Genomic DNA, 16,790 nt, shown 5'->3' with positions numbered 1-16,790 from the left:
GATTTTGTTCGGCTCAACGAATACTGACTTCAAAACTCATCCTTACTCGAAAGTAAGAAGTAATTTTAAAGCTATTACCATTCCAACAGAATGGTAATGAATTGACTGTGCCAAGTCCGAAGACTTGATTGGTCACTCAGTTCATTGAAACCTAATTTGATACCGAGGTATCTAATTGGATTATCATCAACGAGTGCCCACACAGATTGATAGGTTCTTATTTTTAAAGAGCTTTTCTAACATTTTCAGCAACTTAGTTGCTCGTCGTTAGGGGTGCGTATCTTACTTCACACCGTGAGAGAGTCAAGCATTTTTTTCAAATTCTTTTTTCTCTCTTCCCGACTCGCTGTGTGACTTTCGTCTCACTCCGTGTCGGTGGATGCGCAGTATAGGGAATTCAGAAATGAGCGCAACCCCTTTTTTTAAAAAAACAATTCAAGCGCTCACTTATCCATCAAATGCGTTATATCTGCATATTTCTTCGTCACATTTGAGACATATCACAGCAATTGGTTGGAAAAACACCAACCATATACGTAAGATCCATGTGTCTACTTTGTTAATAGACAGACAATTTCTTTATCATCTATATGTAGTAATCAAAATGACGTCTAAAAAAAATCTGACCTTGTGTGCTGGGTTAGCGGTTATCGGGGGAGTTATCTTCTCTCAATTACCGGTTCCACCAGCCTTGAGCTTTGTTATTGGTGTTGTCGCTACTGCTTTTCTGTTTTCACTTTCTAGCAAGACACCTGTTATTCAACCTTCTGATTCCGATCCTTCGACCAAAACGCTGTATGTCGGCAACTTGCCTTATAAAGCAAATGAGAGTCACGTTCGTGATTTGTTTGCGGAGTATGGGCAGGTTTATGCGGTGCGCTTAATGAAAGACAAACGCACCGGTAAAAGAAGAGGGTTTGGTTTTGTCGTGATGGCCGCGGCTGATGCCAAACCTGCTATCGCGAAACTCAATGAAAAGGAATATATGGAGCGAACTCTGAAAGTTCGAATTGCTAACGACCCTAAACATCCGGATGGCGGTAAACTTGAACAGGATTAAAACCTAGTTCTGCCAGACAGATATTCAGTGCATCTTCTTGCCAAGGAGGTGCACTGGCATAAATTTTCTTGCTCCCTTCCTCTTTACTCTCTTGCTTCATATCACTCATGAGTAACGCTTTTACTCGACGAGCAATCGCTTCACCAGAATCAACTAGCGTGACTTCTCCACCTAACGCTTGATTGATTTCATCTTTAATCAAAGGAAAGTGAGTACAGCCAAGTACTGCAACATCCACTTTATTGCGTAGCGGTAGAAGAATGCTTTCGAGTTCTACTAAAGAGATACTTTCCCCGCGCAGCTTTTCTTCCGCCATATCCACTAAGCGAGTAGAACCTAACAATTCAACAGGTTTTCCTTGAGCAAAATCACGAATCAGCTCATGAGTATACTGACGAGTGACGGTCGCTGGCGTAGCAATGAGCCCGACACCTAGAGAGGCAAGTAAAGAAGCAGGCTTTATTGCTGGGACCACTCCAACCACTGGAATGGATAGATTAGCGCGCAAGGAAGGCAGCACAATGGTACTTGCCGTATTGCACGCAATAACCACGATATCGGCTTGATGCTCTTCCACCAATGCCGCCACTAGCTGATTGACACGAGTGATCAGTACATCTTGATCGAGCTCGCCATATGGATAAGCTTCGTTGTCGAATAGATACAAGTAATCCATGTGTGGAAGAAGTCGGTGGATTTCTTGAAAGACAGATAGCCCTCCAACACCGGAGTCAAACACTAGGACTTTTTTCTTACTTGATGCTCGCACGAGTCTTACCTGCAAATTAGAGACTCGGCGATCATACTGGTTAGATTTGTTTTGGCAATGCTTTGGCTTGGTATCTTTGATGGCTGAATCGCTCCCCTATTTCCACTTCAAGCTTAGTCAATTCTATATGTCCTTGAAATGATGGCGTTGATGTCACCAATGTATGGAATTCACCATTTTCTCCGCAGGGGTCAATATGACCGGGTAATGACTCAATCAGCGCTTTGTCATACCAACGTCCACACCACTCCGACGGTAATACTTCTCCATCGGTGGTGATTAGCATGGTTTGAATACCACGCTCGACAATTTCAAATGCCAATGCCTTGCTCTCTTCCCCCAGTAATGGGAATACACATTCCCAACCGGCAGGCTCAATATAGCTACGTCGATAATCTGCTATACCATTGCAGAACATATCACCAAACGCGACAGCTTCTACATTCAGCCCACTATTTTCCAATGCATGAACGATGGTCGATTGATAAATGTCGTTACTCGGGAAGACTTCGGGCAGCTCGATGGTAATGAGCGAAAGACCAAGTAAGTCCGCCTGCATTTGCACAACCTCAAGTGGCGTTGCTTGGAAAGGTACTTCTTTATCAACATAAGTTGTGTACAAGCCAACCACCTGATAATGCGGATTTTCGTTTAGACGCTCTAACGTTAACGTGGAGTCTTTACCACTCGACCAGCTAATCACAACACGTTTTGCCTTTGTCATTTACTTGCCTCGTTACCGATTTACACCAGCTTCTTTGTTCACAATAAGAAAGACCGCCGATGTGGCGGTCTTGTTGGATTCGATTAGAAGCGGTAGTCCGCCGAGACAAAGTACTGACGCCTCGGCGTCGCGTAACCTGAGTACATCTCGTAATCTTTATCGAAGGCATTACTTAGCTTCGCATTAACATCCCAGTTTTGGTTCACCGCGTAAGAAGCGGTGAAGTTCCATAGGCTGTAACTCGATAATCTTGTACTGCCATTAAAACGTTCACCTTGGTAAAGGTACTGTGAGCCCAATGTCCATTGGTCAAACGTCGCGTAAGCATTCCACTTAGCACCACGCTTGGCGCGGTATGCCAGTTGAGTATCTTCTGCACCAGATTTATCGACTGGATCTTTGTAATCTAAGTAAAACTCATGAGAAACGATATCTGTATCGAATTTCACCTCTAGTTCTACACCTTTGATTTCTGCTTCGCCGACATTTTGCATGCCCGCACCTTCCCAAATTAGCATGTTCTCAATTTGGTTGTAGTAACCCGTTACCGTCCAATCAAGGATCGATACAGCTCCCGATAGTGACAGCTCGGTATTTTCTGATTCTTCAGGTTTTAGATTTGGCATTTCGTAGCCTGGATAATACAAATCAACAAAGCTCGGAGCTCGGAAAGCTGTACCGTGGCTTAGCGTTAATTCATAACCTTGATAAAACTTCCAACCCGCAGCAGTTTGCCAAGTGGTGTTGTTGCCAAATTGGTTGTTTTCATCGTTACGTACGCTCGCTTCTAACGTCCATACGTCATACGCATATTGAGCAATTGCGCTAGCACCAAAATTGGTTCTTGGGTTCTTTTCTGGGTCGTAATCTTTAGCAGGTCCCCAATCACTTGGGGCAATATAACCCTTGGTTAGCTTTTCTGTGCGGTAGTCCAAACCACCACCAACGCTCAGCTCTTCGTTTACGCTGTACGAGTTCAACCAAATCGCATTGAACTGCTCAATAGCAACGTGATCGCCGGTTGATTTGCTTTGACCTGATTTATGGTCATAGTTGTCTTGCTGGCCGTAAGCCAATTTCAACTCAGATGAGTACACGTCTTTGTTGTATTCCAACGACAGATCGGCGCCGACATACTCAACTTCACCGGTTTTCTTCTCGTGTTTATCAACGGTGCCCCATGCTGGGTTTCCATAACTACTGTTGTCGTAGTCATACTCATTATTGTAAGCACTCAGACCAACGTAGCCTGATAAGTTATCAGAGAAGTTTTGTTGGTAGCCTAGTTTTAGGTTGAGCGTTTCAAAGCCGTGCTCATCGCCATCATTCACACCTGGCAACGGCTTCACATTGAAACCATCGGTTTTCTCGTAGCCTAATACGCCCTTAAAGTGTTTACCTTCACCGACTGGCTTAGAGACAACAAACGTTCCTTTTTTATGATTGTCCGAACCATAACCAGCGGACACACGACTTGCATCACTATCAATGTTTGCACGAGTAATAATGTTGATGACGCCAGAAATCGCTTCTGATCCGTAAATAGAAGCACGTGCACCACGAATGTAGTCGATACGTTCTATAGAGTTGATTGGAAATTGATTAAAATCGACGCCGCCCATTATCGCGCGTGGCATGCGCACACCATCAACTAAAACAAGAACTTGGGATGAACTACCACCTCGCACATAAATAGAGGCAGATTGACCACGTCCACCGTACTGAGCAACTTCAACACTCGGTAGTGTACGGAACACATCAAACAGACTGTTTGCTTGCAGGCGCTCAATATCTTCTTTAGTTACCGTAACGGTTTGTGCGAGAACCGCACCATCAATTTGCTGGAATCGGTTTGCGGTAACCACAACCGTTTCGTCTGCAGAGGCTTCTTGGGCCTGTAAATAAAAGGTAGGTGAAAGCAGCGATGCACACGTGATCGCAAGAAACGTTTTTCTCATTGTATTGTCCTAATTCGCGTAATTCCTACCGAGCCCTACTCGTTTTAAGTAGTCCAGTGCTGTGGCTCAGTTGCTGGCAGGTATTCGGACTCAAGAGCATGGCAGTACCACCTAATTGCTCGACTTCCCACATAAACTAATGCAGTGTCTTGATGAGCGTTCGTTCTCTTTTACCGCTGCGCGTCAGTTCTGGATTCTCACCAGATTCCCATTTCAGCCATCTAGATTGCTAGATAGCACCAGCTTGGGGCAAATACTATTAAGCTATTGATTATTTGTCCAGCCAATATTAGCCCTAACAATTGTAACGTTTTGGTTCATTTGCGTATCAACTGACACAGAACACACTATCTTTAAACCAAATAGAGTACAAAACTGGACATACTGTTGAGATTGAATAAAATCTGCGCTCTAAAATTGAATGCACCATAAAAGGTAAGATCATGGCTACTCTTGATGTAAATCCACAACGCTACCAAGAACAACTGGCTGAAAAAGTCGAACGTCTCACGGATATGTTCGCGCCATACAACGTGCCAGAGCTGGAAGTGTTTGAATCACCAGAGCAGCATTACCGTATGCGTGCTGAGTTTCGTGTTTGGCATGAAGGTGAAGACCTGTACTACATCATGTTCGATCAGGAAACTCGTGAGAAATATCGAGTAGACCAATTCCCAGCAGCTAGCCGTCTGATCAACGATCTAATGCCACTCTTAGTGGATGCGATGAAAGACAATGAATCCTTGCGTCGCAAGCTGTTCCAAGTGGATTTTCTATCGACCTTAAGTGGCGAGATTCTGGTTTCACTGCTTTACCATCGCCAACTTGATGAAGAGTGGATTGAAAACGCAAAAGCACTTAAGCAACGTTTAAATGATGAAGGCTTCAACCTAAACATCATTGGTCGTGCTCGTAAGATGAAGATTGTCTTAGACCGCGACTACGTGATCGAAAAGCTGGACGTAAACGGTCAAAGCTACATTTACCAGCAGGTTGAAAATAGCTTCACACAGCCAAACGGCAAAGTAGCAGAGAAGATGCTGGAATGGGCGGTCGACTGCACTCAAGAAAGCACAGGCGACTTACTAGAGCTTTACTGTGGTAACGGTAACTTCTCTCTGGCGCTGGCACAAAACTTCGACCGCGTTCTTGCAACTGAATTGGCGAAGCCATCTGTGGTTTCTGCGCAATACAACATCGCAGCAAATGAGATTGATAACGTACAAATCCTACGTCTATCAGCAGAAGAATTTACTCAAGCAATCGAAGGTAAACGTGAATTCCGCCGCCTACAAGATGCAGGAGTGGATCTAAAGAGCTACAACTGCAACACGATTTTTGTCGATCCACCACGCTCAGGTATGGATGTCGACACTTGTAAGATGGTGCAAGGTTACGAGCGCATCATGTACATCTCTTGTAATCCTGATACTTTGAAAGAGAACTTGGACATTCTATGTGAAACGCACAACGTGACTCGTTTTGCTCTGTTTGACCAGTTCCCTTACACACACCATATGGAAGCGGGCGTTTTACTAGAACGTAAAGCGTAATCCACCAGCGTCAAATACAAAAAAAGCGAGCTCATTGGCTCGCTTTTTATTGAATTTGTTTTGCTTATTCAGCAGAAGCTTTCTTCTCCATAAAGCCCAGCTTTTTACCAACCCAAGCCAACAGAATCATTGAAACTAGAATCGCGAAGAAGTTAGAGCCGGCTTCTGGGTATTGTGCTTTGATGAAAGCAGAGTGGCCAAATGCACCAACAAAGAAACACGCCAAACCAACTAGCGGGATATCTTCTGATACAGGGTTGTTAAGGTATTCTTGGTAAAGGGCCTGTACTGCTAGCACGAGTGCAATCAAAGGGAAGATTGAGAAAGATACTTCACTCATGGTCAACCATGACAATAAAGCATCACCACACATACCTGCAACCAGTGCCAAAATCAGCGTTTTCTTTTCAGATTTATTTCCATTCGACATTATTCTATCCCGCCTTTTAATCGGTTACGTTCACGTTCTTTGCGATACCAATAGGCCCCTTTGGCTATCATTCGCAATTGCATGATCAATCGCTCGGCGAGTTCATCGCGCTCGCGTCGATCTAAATCTAAAACTTCAGCACCAGAACTGAATACCAAAGTGACTGACGCTTCTGCTTGAGTAAACGCTTCTTCTTTGGTCATGCCAGTGCTTATTAAATACTCGGTTAATTCTGCCGCAAAATGCTGAATTTCTCGAGCGACGGCAGTACGAAATTCAGAAGAAGTGCCAGAGCGCTCACGCAACAATAAGCGGAATACGTTAGGACTACTTTCAATGAATTCCATGAAGGTTTCAACCGAAGTTCGAATCACACTGCCTTCTTTGACAATACGCTGACGCGCTTGGCGCATTAGTTGGCGTAACAACAAACCGCCTTCATCTACCATGGTTAAGCCAAGCTCATCCATGTCTTTGAAGTGACGATAAAAAGAAGTTGGCGCAATTCCAGCCTCTCGGGCGACTTCTCGCAAGCTGAGATTAGAAAAGCTGCGGTCCGCACTGAGTTGATTAAATGCCGCATCGATCAGTGATCGACGTGTTTTTTCTTTTTGCTGCGCGCGGATTCCCATCGATTTCATTCTTAAACTTGCTCTTTTTCTATCGGGTACAAGAACCTCAATATAACGCATATCGACCCCACGTATAAAGTAACGTTGTCTGCCAATAAGCGGCGAGCACGTTACTACTGGCATGCATCCAATTGCAATCCTCTCCATCCAAATAGTAGACATGCAACATACCAATTCGTTCTTTTGGTTGATTCTGCGTGATCACTTCCACTCTCTAGTCGGCATAACATGTTCCTCCTAGAGTAAATGAGTTAAAATCCCGCTACAGCAATGTTAAACAAATATAACAAGGAAGACATCATGGCGCATGCTAATCACTATGACGTGATCGTAATTGGTAGTGGTCCCGGCGGAGAAGGGGCGGCAATGGGGTTAACCAAAGCAGGCCTAAATGTTGCCATCGTAGAAAAGGAAAGCAGTGTTGGTGGCGGTTGTACGCACTGGGGAACCATACCATCTAAAGCATTGCGTCACGCCGTTAGCCGAATCATTGAATTCAATAGCAACCCGCTATTCTGTCGTAATAACACCAGCCTTCATGCAACATTTTCTGACATTTTAGGCCACGCAAAATCGGTCATCGACAAGCAAACGCGACTTCGTCAGGGCTTTTATGATCGCAACTCATGTTCGTTATTATTCGGCACTGCGCGTTTTATCGATAATTACTCCATTGCCGTGATGCAAAGTGACGGGACAGAAGAAATCTATTCGGCAGATAAGTTCGTCATCGCCACGGGCTCCCGCCCTTACCAACCGAACGACGTCGACTTCTTGCACGAACGCATCTACGACAGCGACTCCATCCTGAGTCTGAAACACGACCCTCGCCACATCATCATTTACGGTGCGGGTGTGATTGGTTGTGAATACGCATCTATTTTCCGCGGTTTAGGCGTGAAGACCGACTTGATTAACACTCGCGACCGTCTGCTCTCTTTCTTAGATAACGAAGTCTCAGATGCATTGTCTTACCACTTCTGGAACAGTGGTGTGGTAATTCGTAACGATGAAACATTCGAGAAAATTGAAGGCACCGAAGATGGCGTTATCGTACATCTTCAATCTGGTAAGAAGATGAAAGCCGATTGCCTACTGTATGCTAACGGTCGAACGGGTAACACAGACAAACTCAACTTACCTGCGGTTGGACTTGAAGGTGATTCACGCGGACAACTCAAAGTAGATGGTAACTACCGTACAGAAGTGGAACACATCTACGCAGTCGGTGATGTGATTGGCTACCCTAGCCTAGCGAGTGCAGCGTATGACCAAGGTCGTTTCGTGGCACAAGCCATCACTAAAGGACAAGCTGACGGCAATCTGATTGATGACATCCCAACGGGTATCTACACCATTCCAGAAATTAGCTCTGTGGGCAAAACCGAACAAGAGCTGACTGCGGCGAAAGTGCCTTACGAAGTGGGACGCTCTTCATTCAAACATCTCGCTCGTGCACAGATTGCAGGTAAAGACATCGGCAGTTTGAAAATCCTCTTCCATCGCGAAACCAAAGAGATTCTTGGTATTCACTGCTTTGGTGAGCGCGCTGCAGAAATCATCCACATCGGTCAGGCCATCATGGAACAAAAAGGTGAAGCCAATACGATTGAATACTTCGTCAATACCACCTTTAACTACCCGACGATGGCAGAAGCCTATCGCGTAGCGGCACTGAACGGTTTGAACCGATTATTCTAATTCAATTGGGTTGTTATGATCCAAAAGCTAAAACAGCAGGTCTCGACCTGCTGTTTTTTATGTGTAACTAGACAAGAAAACGTCCCTTGCGCCATTGATAGAAAAAGATAGCGCCGAGTCCAACCCCTCGCATTGCCATGAAACTGGTCATCGCAAACCATAGCGCATGGTTTTGCCAGCCAGAGAACAAAAAGAATATCGCGAAGAAACAGCAAGTCGCCACAAACATACTGTTTCGCATGTCTTTACCTTTGGTGGCTCCAACAAAAATGCCATCAAACAGGAAGCACCACATCGATGCCAATGGCATGACCACCAGCCATGGTAAATATATCGACGCTTGCTGCTGCACCGCGTCAATCGAAGTGATCATGGCGATCAATTGCGATCCCGCCAAACCAAATACCGCAGTCAAACCTAAACAGATGATCAGACTCCAGAAGAACGTACCAATCAACGAAGCACTGAGTTGCGCTCGGTCTTTCGCGCCAATCGCTTTACCAACCATGGCTTCCATGGCATAAGCGAAACCGTCCATGCCATAGGAAATCATCATCAAGAAACTCATCAATACCGCATTAGCCGCAACCACATCATCACCAAAGCTCGCACCTTGGAAAGTCATAAAGCTAAACGTAGCTTGTAAACATAGCGAACGTAAGAAGATATCGCGATTGAGTTTTACGAAACGCCCTAGCCCATGTTGAGTATCGGTTAGCAGGCTCTTCGGAGATGGTAACTGACGTGCACGCCATGTTTTCCACACACACATCAAGCCAAACGCCATGCCTGAGTAATCAGCAATCACCGATGCCAGCGCTGCGCCTTCTACTTTCCAGCCCAAGCCAATCACAAACAGTAAATCGAGCGCGATGTTGGTCACGTTGGTGATGATCACCATCCACATTGGTGCTTTGGAATTTTGTGTTCCAAGCAGCCAACCCAACAAAACAAAGTTCATCAGTGCAGCAGGTGCACTCCATACGCGGATAGAGAAATATTGCATGCCATAGTGCTTCACTTCAGCACTGGCATCACTCCAACCAAAGATCAGGTCCGCGATTGGGTTATGAGCAATAAGAAAGACCAACGCAAACAGCAATGCCATTAGTGAGCCTTGCATAAGCACCAAAGCGAGTTGTTTTCGGTCTTCACCGCCATAAGACTGCGCCGCCAACCCTGTAGTCGACATGCGTAAGAAACCAAGCAACCAAAACGTCACGCTGATCATGGTGCTACCAAGCGCAACACCGCCGAGATACCAAGCGTGTTCAAGGTGACCGATCACCGCAGCGTCAACCAAGCCCAATAGTGGAACAGTAATATTCGAAAGCACCATAGGGATAGCGAGCGCTAACACTTGGCGATGCACTTGAGGGTTCGATAAAGGAGAAAAGATAGAGTTTGTCACAGGCACCTCGTTGTTTAGATCAGCGAGTGTACCTGAGTGTTCAATGCCTATTCAATTACCACTTGATGTGAACGAGGACTGGCGTGAGGCGATGCTTCAACATTGGGATTTTATTCAGCCAACGTTGCCATGCTTTCCAACGTGAACAGAATCGGTCGAATGGTGAGAAGGCTTTTACCCATTGTGCCCATGGTAACCAATGCAAGACTTGCTCTGCCGGAGCTTCAAAACCGTGAGCATACGTATCTGAGCCGAGCTTCTGCCCCCATTTACTTTCGGTTAAGTCACCTGCTAGTACCATGCACACTTCTGCCGAAACAAAATGACGACCCAATGTCTGAATAAAGGTCGCAACGCGCGATTCATCGCAATCGAGTAAAGCCATCTCACACAGGATCAGTACTGGTGCTTTTTCAGGAATGCGCACCTCGTCTAACCAGCTCATGTCTTCTACGCTGCCGCAACGATGCTCGTAACGTTCGTTTTTGTGGAACAATCGCTGACGCCAAACCAGATTCTCGGTGACATCCAGTTCAATCCAATGACAACGACCATTATCCAAACGGTAGAAGCGCGTATCTAAGCCCGCACCTACGTTGATGATCCAAGCGTCTGAGTGTTGTTGAAGAAAGTGACTGACCTGCTGATCGCACAACTGAGTTAAAGTCACGTGCAGCAGCTGCTTCTGATCGACGTCGCCACTGATGCAATCTGGTGCCATTTTGCAGCTCAAGCACGCTTTTGCAGCGATCGGATCGTACACCAAGCCGTTATCGACCAAGCTTTCGCGGCTACGCAAAAATAACGGTTTCAACAGATGATTAGGTACGTGATGTTGAGGCTTGGACATGGGCATTTCCTTGCGCCGAAAAGAAAATGGTTAAATGGAATTGGATGATAATAAATCTCAATATCATTTGCAAGTTTTAACGCAACAGCCAAACGCTCTGAATCAGTGCGAGCGTAACTATGCTTGGAAGAAAAGAAATATGCTTTGAAGAAAATCAAAATGGGAAAGAAAGCGCAGAAAACATAAAGCCCAGCAGAGAGCTGGGCTTTATTAGAATGCTTGAGGTAAGAAACCTACATCCAGTCAGTGTTACGGATGATACCCACTGCTAGACCTTCGATCGTCAAGTGTTGCGATGTTAGATCAACTTGGATTGGTGAAAACTCTTCGTTCTCTGCGTGCAGAAGTACTGTAGAGCCTTTACGCTCTAGACGCTTCACTGTCACATCATCATCAACACGCGCAACCACAACTTGACCGTCGCGTACGTCTTGAGTTTTATGCACAGCCAGCAAATCGCCGTCCATGATACCGATGTCTCTCATACTTTCGCCGTTTACGCGAAGTAAGAAGTCTGCTTTTGGTTTGAACATAGCAGGATCCACTTGGTAGTGAGACTCCACATGCTCTTGAGCCAAAATCGGCTCACCAGCAGCAACTTGACCAATCAAAGGCAGACCTTGATCGTCGTTTGCAGCATCTTCAAGTAGGATTCGGATCCCGCGAGATGCGCCTGGGATAATTTCAATCGCTTGTTTACGAGCAAGCGCTTTTAGGTGTTCTTCCGCGGCATTCGCAGAACGGAAGCCAAGCTCACGCGCAATCTCTGCACGAGTTGGTGGCATTCCGGTGTCTTCGATTTTGCTTTTAATCAAATCGAAGACTTGTTGTTGGCGTGGCGTTAACGGCTTCATATGTCACCTGTCTTTTTATACAGTTAACTGTGAGTATATCCAGTAAATGAACAAATGAAAACCCAATTGGTTGTTTTTTAATTTATTTCCGACGCTTTATGAACGCCACCACAAACCTCAAGTTAACTAGCGTTTTAAACAACAAAGATTTCCTTAGTCTAAAGAAAGCAACAACCTATGGGTTCGACTAATTTCCACTCAATAAAATTAAAAGGTTTGACCAGTTTCTGTTATCCTTGCAGCGCTTAAAATTTATCGCCTAGGCTTATTTCTATAGCCGTACCTATTTCTTTTCCTGTTGATGAAAAGGAAGCGGACACTGAAATAAGGTTAGGCTTGTTTGAATACCTATTGAGGCTGTGAACTTTATGTCTTCTGGACAATCATTTTCACGTTCATTACTAAAACTACCTTTATCGGTAATGGTAAAGGGCACCACAATTCCATCGAACCCGATTGATGATCTCAACATCGATCTAACGAAGCCAATTGTTTATGCCTTACCATTTCGTTCGAACGTGGATTTGCTGACATTACAAAAACAAGCGATGAGTCTTGGTCTACCTGACCCACTCAGTCCGCTAGAAATTAATGGCAAAACCCTTACTCGCTACGTATTTATTGCTTCACGTCCAACAGTGATGAGCAATGATAATGATGTACCGAGCGAATCAGTCTCTCTATTTACTGAACTACTTGAGCTACACCAGCTCGATAGTGAATTAGACGTACAAATGATCCCTGCCACCGTACTTTGGGGTCGTAAGCCTGGTAAAGAAGAAAACCACAAACCGTACCTTCAACCAATGAATGGGCCACAAAAAGCGAAAGCGGTAATGGGTGCTGGTCGTGACTGTTTGGTGCGTTTTAGCCCCGTAGTATCACTGCGCTACATGGCGGACTCTCACGGTACAGACAGCGCCATTGCGCATAAGCTGGCGCGCGTGGCTCGTATTCACTTCTCTCGTCAAAAGCTTGCCGCCTCGGGGCCGAACTTGCCACAACGCCAAGTGTTGTTCGCACGTCTAATGAAATCCCCTGCGATTGAAAAAGCGATTGAAGACGAAGCACAAAGCAAAGACATCTCGATTGAAAAAGCGCGCAAAGAAGCGCACAGCATCATGGATGAAATTGCAGCGGACTTCTCGTACGGTTTGGTGAAAAACGGTGATCGTATTCTTGGCTGGTTGTGGACGAAGCTGTACCAAGGTTTGCACATCAACAACGCTTCGACCGTTCGTCGCCTAGCGCAAGATGGCCATGAGATCGTGTATGTACCATGTCACCGCAGTCACATGGACTACCTGCTGCTTTCTTACGTTTTGTACCATGAAGGTATGGTGCCGCCGCACATTGCTGCGGGCATCAACCTGAACTTCTTCCCTGCGGGCCCAATCTTCCGTCGTGGTGGTGCGTTCTTTATTCGTCGTAGCTTTAAAGGCAACAAGCTGTACTCCACGATTTTCCGTGAGTACCTATCAGAGCTGTTTGCTAAAGGCTACTCGGTGGAGTACTTCAGTGAAGGTGGTCGTTCACGTACTGGTCGTCTGCTGCAAGCAAAAACCGGTATGTTGGCAATGACGATTCAAGCCATGCTACGCGGTCTAAACCGTCCAGTAACGTTAGTGCCTGTGTACATCGGTTACGAACACGTAATGGAAGTGGGTACTTACGCCAAAGAACTGCGTGGTTCGCGTAAAGAGAAAGAGAACGCAGGTCTTGTGTTGCGTACTCTGCGTAAACTGCGCAATTTTGGCCTTGGTTACGTCAACTTCGGTGAGCCGATTCAGCTAAACCAATACCTGAATGAACACGCTCCTGAGTGGACGAAAGACATCGATCGCATGGGCGGCAGTAAACCACAATGGATGAACCCAGTGGTGAACGGTCTGGCAAACAAGATGATGACGCACATTAACGATGCGGCTGCGACTAACGCTCTAACTCTATGTGCGACCGCGCTGTTGGCTTCTCGTCAGCGTGCATTATCTCGTGACTCTCTGATCAACCAGATTGAATGCTACCTGAAGTTACTTAAGAACAACCCATATTCAAACACTTCAACAATTCCAACAGAAACGGCTGAAGAGTTGGTGGATCACGCTATCTCACTTGATAAGTTTGTGATTGAAACCGACACCATGGGTGACATCATTTCGCTGGATCGTAGCCAGTCGATTCTGATGACTTACTACCGCAACAACATCATTCACTTGTTCGCTCTACCTTCATTGATTGCTCAGATGATCATTCGTCAGCGCAACGTGACCGTAGAAAAGATTCAAGAGAACGTTGCTCAAATCTACCCGTTCCTGAAGAAAGAGCTGTTCTTAAGCTATAAGGAAGAGGATTTGAATGAGCTTGTGGTGAAGACGTTGAACGAGTTCATTGAGCAGAAGATGGTTTGCCAAGACGGCGATAAACTGGAAATCAACCAGTCAAACAACCAATCCTTGGTATTGTTGGGCCGTACTATCACCGAAACACTGCAACGCTACTCAATTGCAATGAACCTGCTCGTTGCAGACCAAGAACTTGGCAAATCTGACCTTGAACAGAAGAGCCAAGACATTGCACAGCGTTTGGGTCGTTTACACGGTATTAACGCGCCAGAGTTCTTCGACAAAGGTGTTTTCACTGCAATGTTCAATACATTGAAAGAACAACAGTACTTAGATTGTGATGGTAACTGTGACCTCGAAAAGACGCAGCAATTTGCCAAACTGCTGTTTGTTCTACTTTATCCAGAAGTGAAGCTCACCATCGAAGAGAGCATCCACCAACTTCATGCATAAATAGCAGAACCTTGATACAAACAGAAAAGGCATCCAATTGGATGCCTTTTTCATATCAGGACTGATAACAGAGCATTTTCTGAGCGCTTACCAAAATGCGATAAACAACCCAAGAGCGACCACCATTCCAACATAATTATTGTTGAGGAAAGCTTTAAAACATAAATCGCGATCGCGATGACGAATCAAATGCTGTTGGTAAACAAACAACGAAGCGGCCACCAAAATCATCCAATAGTAACTTTGACCAAGTTCATAGTGTTGGCCTAACAACACCAACATTGCCAGCGTAATGAGCTGTAAGATCCCAACCACCAACTTATCGTGACGACCAAACAAAATCGCCGTTGATTTGATGCCAATCTTCAAATCGTCATCGCGGTCAACCATCGCATATTGGGTATCATAAGCAATAGTCCACAGTGCGTTAATCGCAAAGACAAACCATACAATCCAAGGCAGTTCACCAGTTTGTGCTGCCCATGCCATCGGGATTGCCCAACTAAATGCTAAGCCTAAAAATAGTTGTGGTAAGTGGGTATAACGCTTCATGAATGGGTAGATGAAGGCTAAGAAGATGCCCGCAAACGAAAGTTGAATCGTTAGTGGGTTCATGGTGAGGACGAGTAAGAAAGAACTCACACCTAATACTAAAAACAGGCCAATGGCCTCTTTTGATGTCACCTTACCTGAGGGTAATGGGCGTTGCTTGGTGCGCTTTACATGGCCGTCAACCTTACGATCAGCAAAATCATTAATCACGCATCCTGCACTGCGCATCAGAAATACGCCCAACACAAAAACAATCAGAACGTTCCAACTAGGCATGCCTTGAGCGGCGATGACAAGCGCCCAGACTGTTGGCCACAAGAGCAATAGTGAGCCAATTGGACGATCCATTCGCATCAGTTGCCAATATGCTTTGGCTTTTTCTGCGGACATTTACACCTTCTCCTTAGCGTAAACTGGTGAATTAGGTAAGAAAACCTCGGCAACCAACATCGGCTTGTGATTCATCCACAATCGTGAGCGACGCGCCAAAAAACGGCCATGAGGTAGATTTACCCAGCCCATTTGTAATGCGTCACGCTCGACATTGTCAGCGCTAAATACTGTTAAGCCCAGCGGGGTATCACCTTGCTGAGCCAAGTCATATTGCTGATCGACCAAAGTTGTACGTGGGATAAGCGTGCGTCCAATGACCCAATCCGTATTGTCTCCACATAAAATCACCTCTCTCAATAGGCAATCTTGCTCAGACAATAGCTGGCTCTCATCCTGTTTTAACGTCTTAGCAGTGACGATCTGATTATGCAGCAATTCCACCGTTAAACGTTGGCAGTGCTGACCTAAACGACGTGACAAAGAGCCCTGTTCTTCAAGCCAATGCTTGGCGAATTCGTTAGGGAATTCAAATTCTTCGGGGTTTTGCCACTCTACTTCCAATAAAGAAGTAAGATAGAGTGATATCGGCTGATTCATACTAGTATTCAATTGGTGGCTTTATGCGTACAATAAAGCAACAACTTACCGTCTTATTGAAACTGTAAGTTCCGTTATTTGTTTTAGACGCTCTATTGTACCAAGACTGAAGCGATTCGAATATCGCGATCCAGAGAAAGAAAAGTTATAAATATGTACAAACGTTATGTAGCCCAAATTATTGTCGCGCTAAGCTTGCTTATTTCATCCCCTACATGGGCCGAAAAAGAAGAAACTGGACCACAGCTCGCGTACTTCACCTTAGAACCAGACTTAACCACCAACTTTTACACAAAAGGGAATAAACTGGGCTACGTGCAGGTACGTATCGATATTATGGTCATGAGCCAGCAAGACCTTGCTGTGGTAGAGCATCATCAGCCATTAATCCGCGATGCAGTAATTGAACTGCTCGGTAAGCAAACCGAAGATACAATTAAGTCGTTGTCTGGTCGTGAGGACCTACGAAAAACGTTGGTCCAAGAACTCAACGAGACCTTGCTACCAGAAACAGGCAAAACCATCATTGCCGACTTACTGTTTACCAAATACCTTTACCAATAAGTCCGCT

General features: G+C 45.4%; 15 protein-coding genes and 1 riboswitch. Of the genes, 5 read left to right on the top strand and 10 right to left on the bottom strand.

Annotation, left to right across the window (positions count from 1 at the left end; translation table 11 throughout):
* The first annotated feature begins 604 nt into the window (after positions 1–604).
* Positions 605–1,060 carry an RNA-binding protein gene (locus OQJ86_RS19745; protein ID WP_038873069.1) on the top strand — a complete coding sequence of 152 codons (456 nt, stop codon included), beginning with the start codon at positions 605–607 and terminating at the stop codon, positions 1,058–1,060.
* On the opposite strand, the gene murI is transcribed toward OQJ86_RS19745, so the two are convergent.
* The 3 genes from murI to OQJ86_RS19730 all read right to left on the bottom strand — a co-directional run bounded on the left by murI (position 1,023) and on the right by OQJ86_RS19730 (position 4,511).
* Entirely contained in the window at positions 1,023–1,829 is an 807-nt protein-coding gene (gene murI / locus OQJ86_RS19740; protein ID WP_038882251.1) for a glutamate racemase, read from the bottom strand. The genes OQJ86_RS19745 and murI overlap by 38 nt on opposite strands.
* A 40-nt stretch (positions 1,830–1,869) precedes the next feature.
* Positions 1,870–2,553, bottom strand: coding sequence for an ATPase (locus OQJ86_RS19735; RefSeq protein ID WP_038882250.1), 684 nt, complete (start codon positions 2,551–2,553; stop codon positions 1,870–1,872).
* 83 nt (positions 2,554–2,636) lie between these two features.
* On the bottom strand, positions 2,637–4,511 hold the full coding sequence (locus OQJ86_RS19730; RefSeq protein WP_265989559.1) for a TonB-dependent receptor domain-containing protein: 1,875 nt from the start codon (positions 4,509–4,511) through the stop codon (positions 2,637–2,639).
* A 57-nt stretch (positions 4,512–4,568) separates the two neighbouring features.
* Positions 4,569–4,770, bottom strand: a riboswitch (cobalamin riboswitch).
* A 184-nt stretch (positions 4,771–4,954) separates the two neighbouring features.
* Here OQJ86_RS19730 and trmA point away from each other — a divergent pair.
* On the top strand, positions 4,955–6,064 hold the full coding sequence (trmA, locus tag OQJ86_RS19725; RefSeq protein ID WP_038872585.1) for a tRNA (uridine(54)-C5)-methyltransferase TrmA: 1,110 nt from the start codon (positions 4,955–4,957) through the stop codon (positions 6,062–6,064).
* A gap of 64 nt (positions 6,065–6,128) precedes the next feature.
* Here the strand turns inward: trmA and OQJ86_RS19720 are convergent, their stop codons facing one another.
* Positions 6,129–6,494: a YijD family membrane protein gene (locus OQJ86_RS19720; RefSeq protein ID WP_038872582.1), complete on the bottom strand. Its 366-nt coding sequence runs from the start codon at positions 6,492–6,494 to the stop codon at positions 6,129–6,131.
* Positions 6,494–7,135, bottom strand: a complete 642-nt coding sequence (fabR, locus tag OQJ86_RS19715) for an HTH-type transcriptional repressor FabR (RefSeq protein WP_010444457.1) — start codon at positions 7,133–7,135, stop codon at positions 6,494–6,496. Before fabR ends, OQJ86_RS19720 begins: the two co-directional genes overlap by 1 nt.
* 261 nt (positions 7,136–7,396) lie before the next feature.
* On the opposite strand from fabR, the gene sthA reads away from it, so the two are divergent.
* The gene (gene sthA, locus OQJ86_RS19710) at positions 7,397–8,827 is read left to right on the top strand and encodes a Si-specific NAD(P)(+) transhydrogenase (RefSeq protein ID WP_080869724.1); all 1,431 of its coding nucleotides are present in this window, start codon (positions 7,397–7,399) and stop codon (positions 8,825–8,827) included.
* Between the two features lie 67 nt (positions 8,828–8,894).
* On the opposite strand, the gene dinF is transcribed toward sthA, so the two are convergent.
* The 3 genes from dinF to lexA all read right to left on the bottom strand — a co-directional run bounded on the left by dinF (position 8,895) and on the right by lexA (position 11,942).
* The gene (gene dinF, locus OQJ86_RS19705) at positions 8,895–10,238 is read right to left on the bottom strand and encodes an MATE family efflux transporter DinF (protein ID WP_038872577.1); all 1,344 of its coding nucleotides are present in this window, start codon (positions 10,236–10,238) and stop codon (positions 8,895–8,897) included.
* 55 nt (positions 10,239–10,293) lie between these two features.
* Positions 10,294–11,088, bottom strand: a complete 795-nt coding sequence (locus OQJ86_RS19700) for a class I SAM-dependent methyltransferase (RefSeq protein ID WP_038874562.1) — start codon at positions 11,086–11,088, stop codon at positions 10,294–10,296.
* A gap of 233 nt (positions 11,089–11,321) precedes the next feature.
* Positions 11,322–11,942, bottom strand: coding sequence for a transcriptional repressor LexA (lexA, locus tag OQJ86_RS19695; protein ID WP_038872575.1), 621 nt, complete (start codon positions 11,940–11,942; stop codon positions 11,322–11,324).
* 368 nt (positions 11,943–12,310) lie between these two features.
* On the opposite strand from lexA, the gene plsB reads away from it, so the two are divergent.
* Positions 12,311–14,737, top strand: coding sequence for a glycerol-3-phosphate 1-O-acyltransferase PlsB (gene plsB / locus OQJ86_RS19690; protein ID WP_038874565.1), 2,427 nt, complete (start codon positions 12,311–12,313; stop codon positions 14,735–14,737).
* Between the two features lie 87 nt (positions 14,738–14,824).
* Here plsB and ubiA read toward each other — a convergent pair whose 3' ends face one another.
* Positions 14,825–15,679, bottom strand: coding sequence for a 4-hydroxybenzoate octaprenyltransferase (gene ubiA / locus OQJ86_RS19685; protein ID WP_038872570.1), 855 nt, complete (start codon positions 15,677–15,679; stop codon positions 14,825–14,827).
* Positions 15,680–16,219, bottom strand: coding sequence for a chorismate lyase (locus tag OQJ86_RS19680; RefSeq protein ID WP_265989547.1), 540 nt, complete (start codon positions 16,217–16,219; stop codon positions 15,680–15,682).
* 153 nt (positions 16,220–16,372) lie between these two features.
* Here OQJ86_RS19680 and OQJ86_RS19675 point away from each other — a divergent pair, with 153 nt between their 5' ends.
* A complete protein-coding gene (locus tag OQJ86_RS19675) occupies positions 16,373–16,783 on the top strand; it encodes a flagellar basal body-associated protein FliL (RefSeq protein WP_038872565.1) in 411 nt (136 codons plus the stop codon).
* The last annotated feature ends 7 nt before the right edge of the window (positions 16,784–16,790 follow it).

The sequence above is a fragment of the Vibrio sp. Sgm 5 genome (assembly GCF_026241575.1).
GTDB lineage: Bacteria > Pseudomonadota > Gammaproteobacteria > Enterobacterales > Vibrionaceae > Vibrio > Vibrio jasicida.
This window is presented reverse-complemented; position numbering and strand designations above follow the sequence as displayed.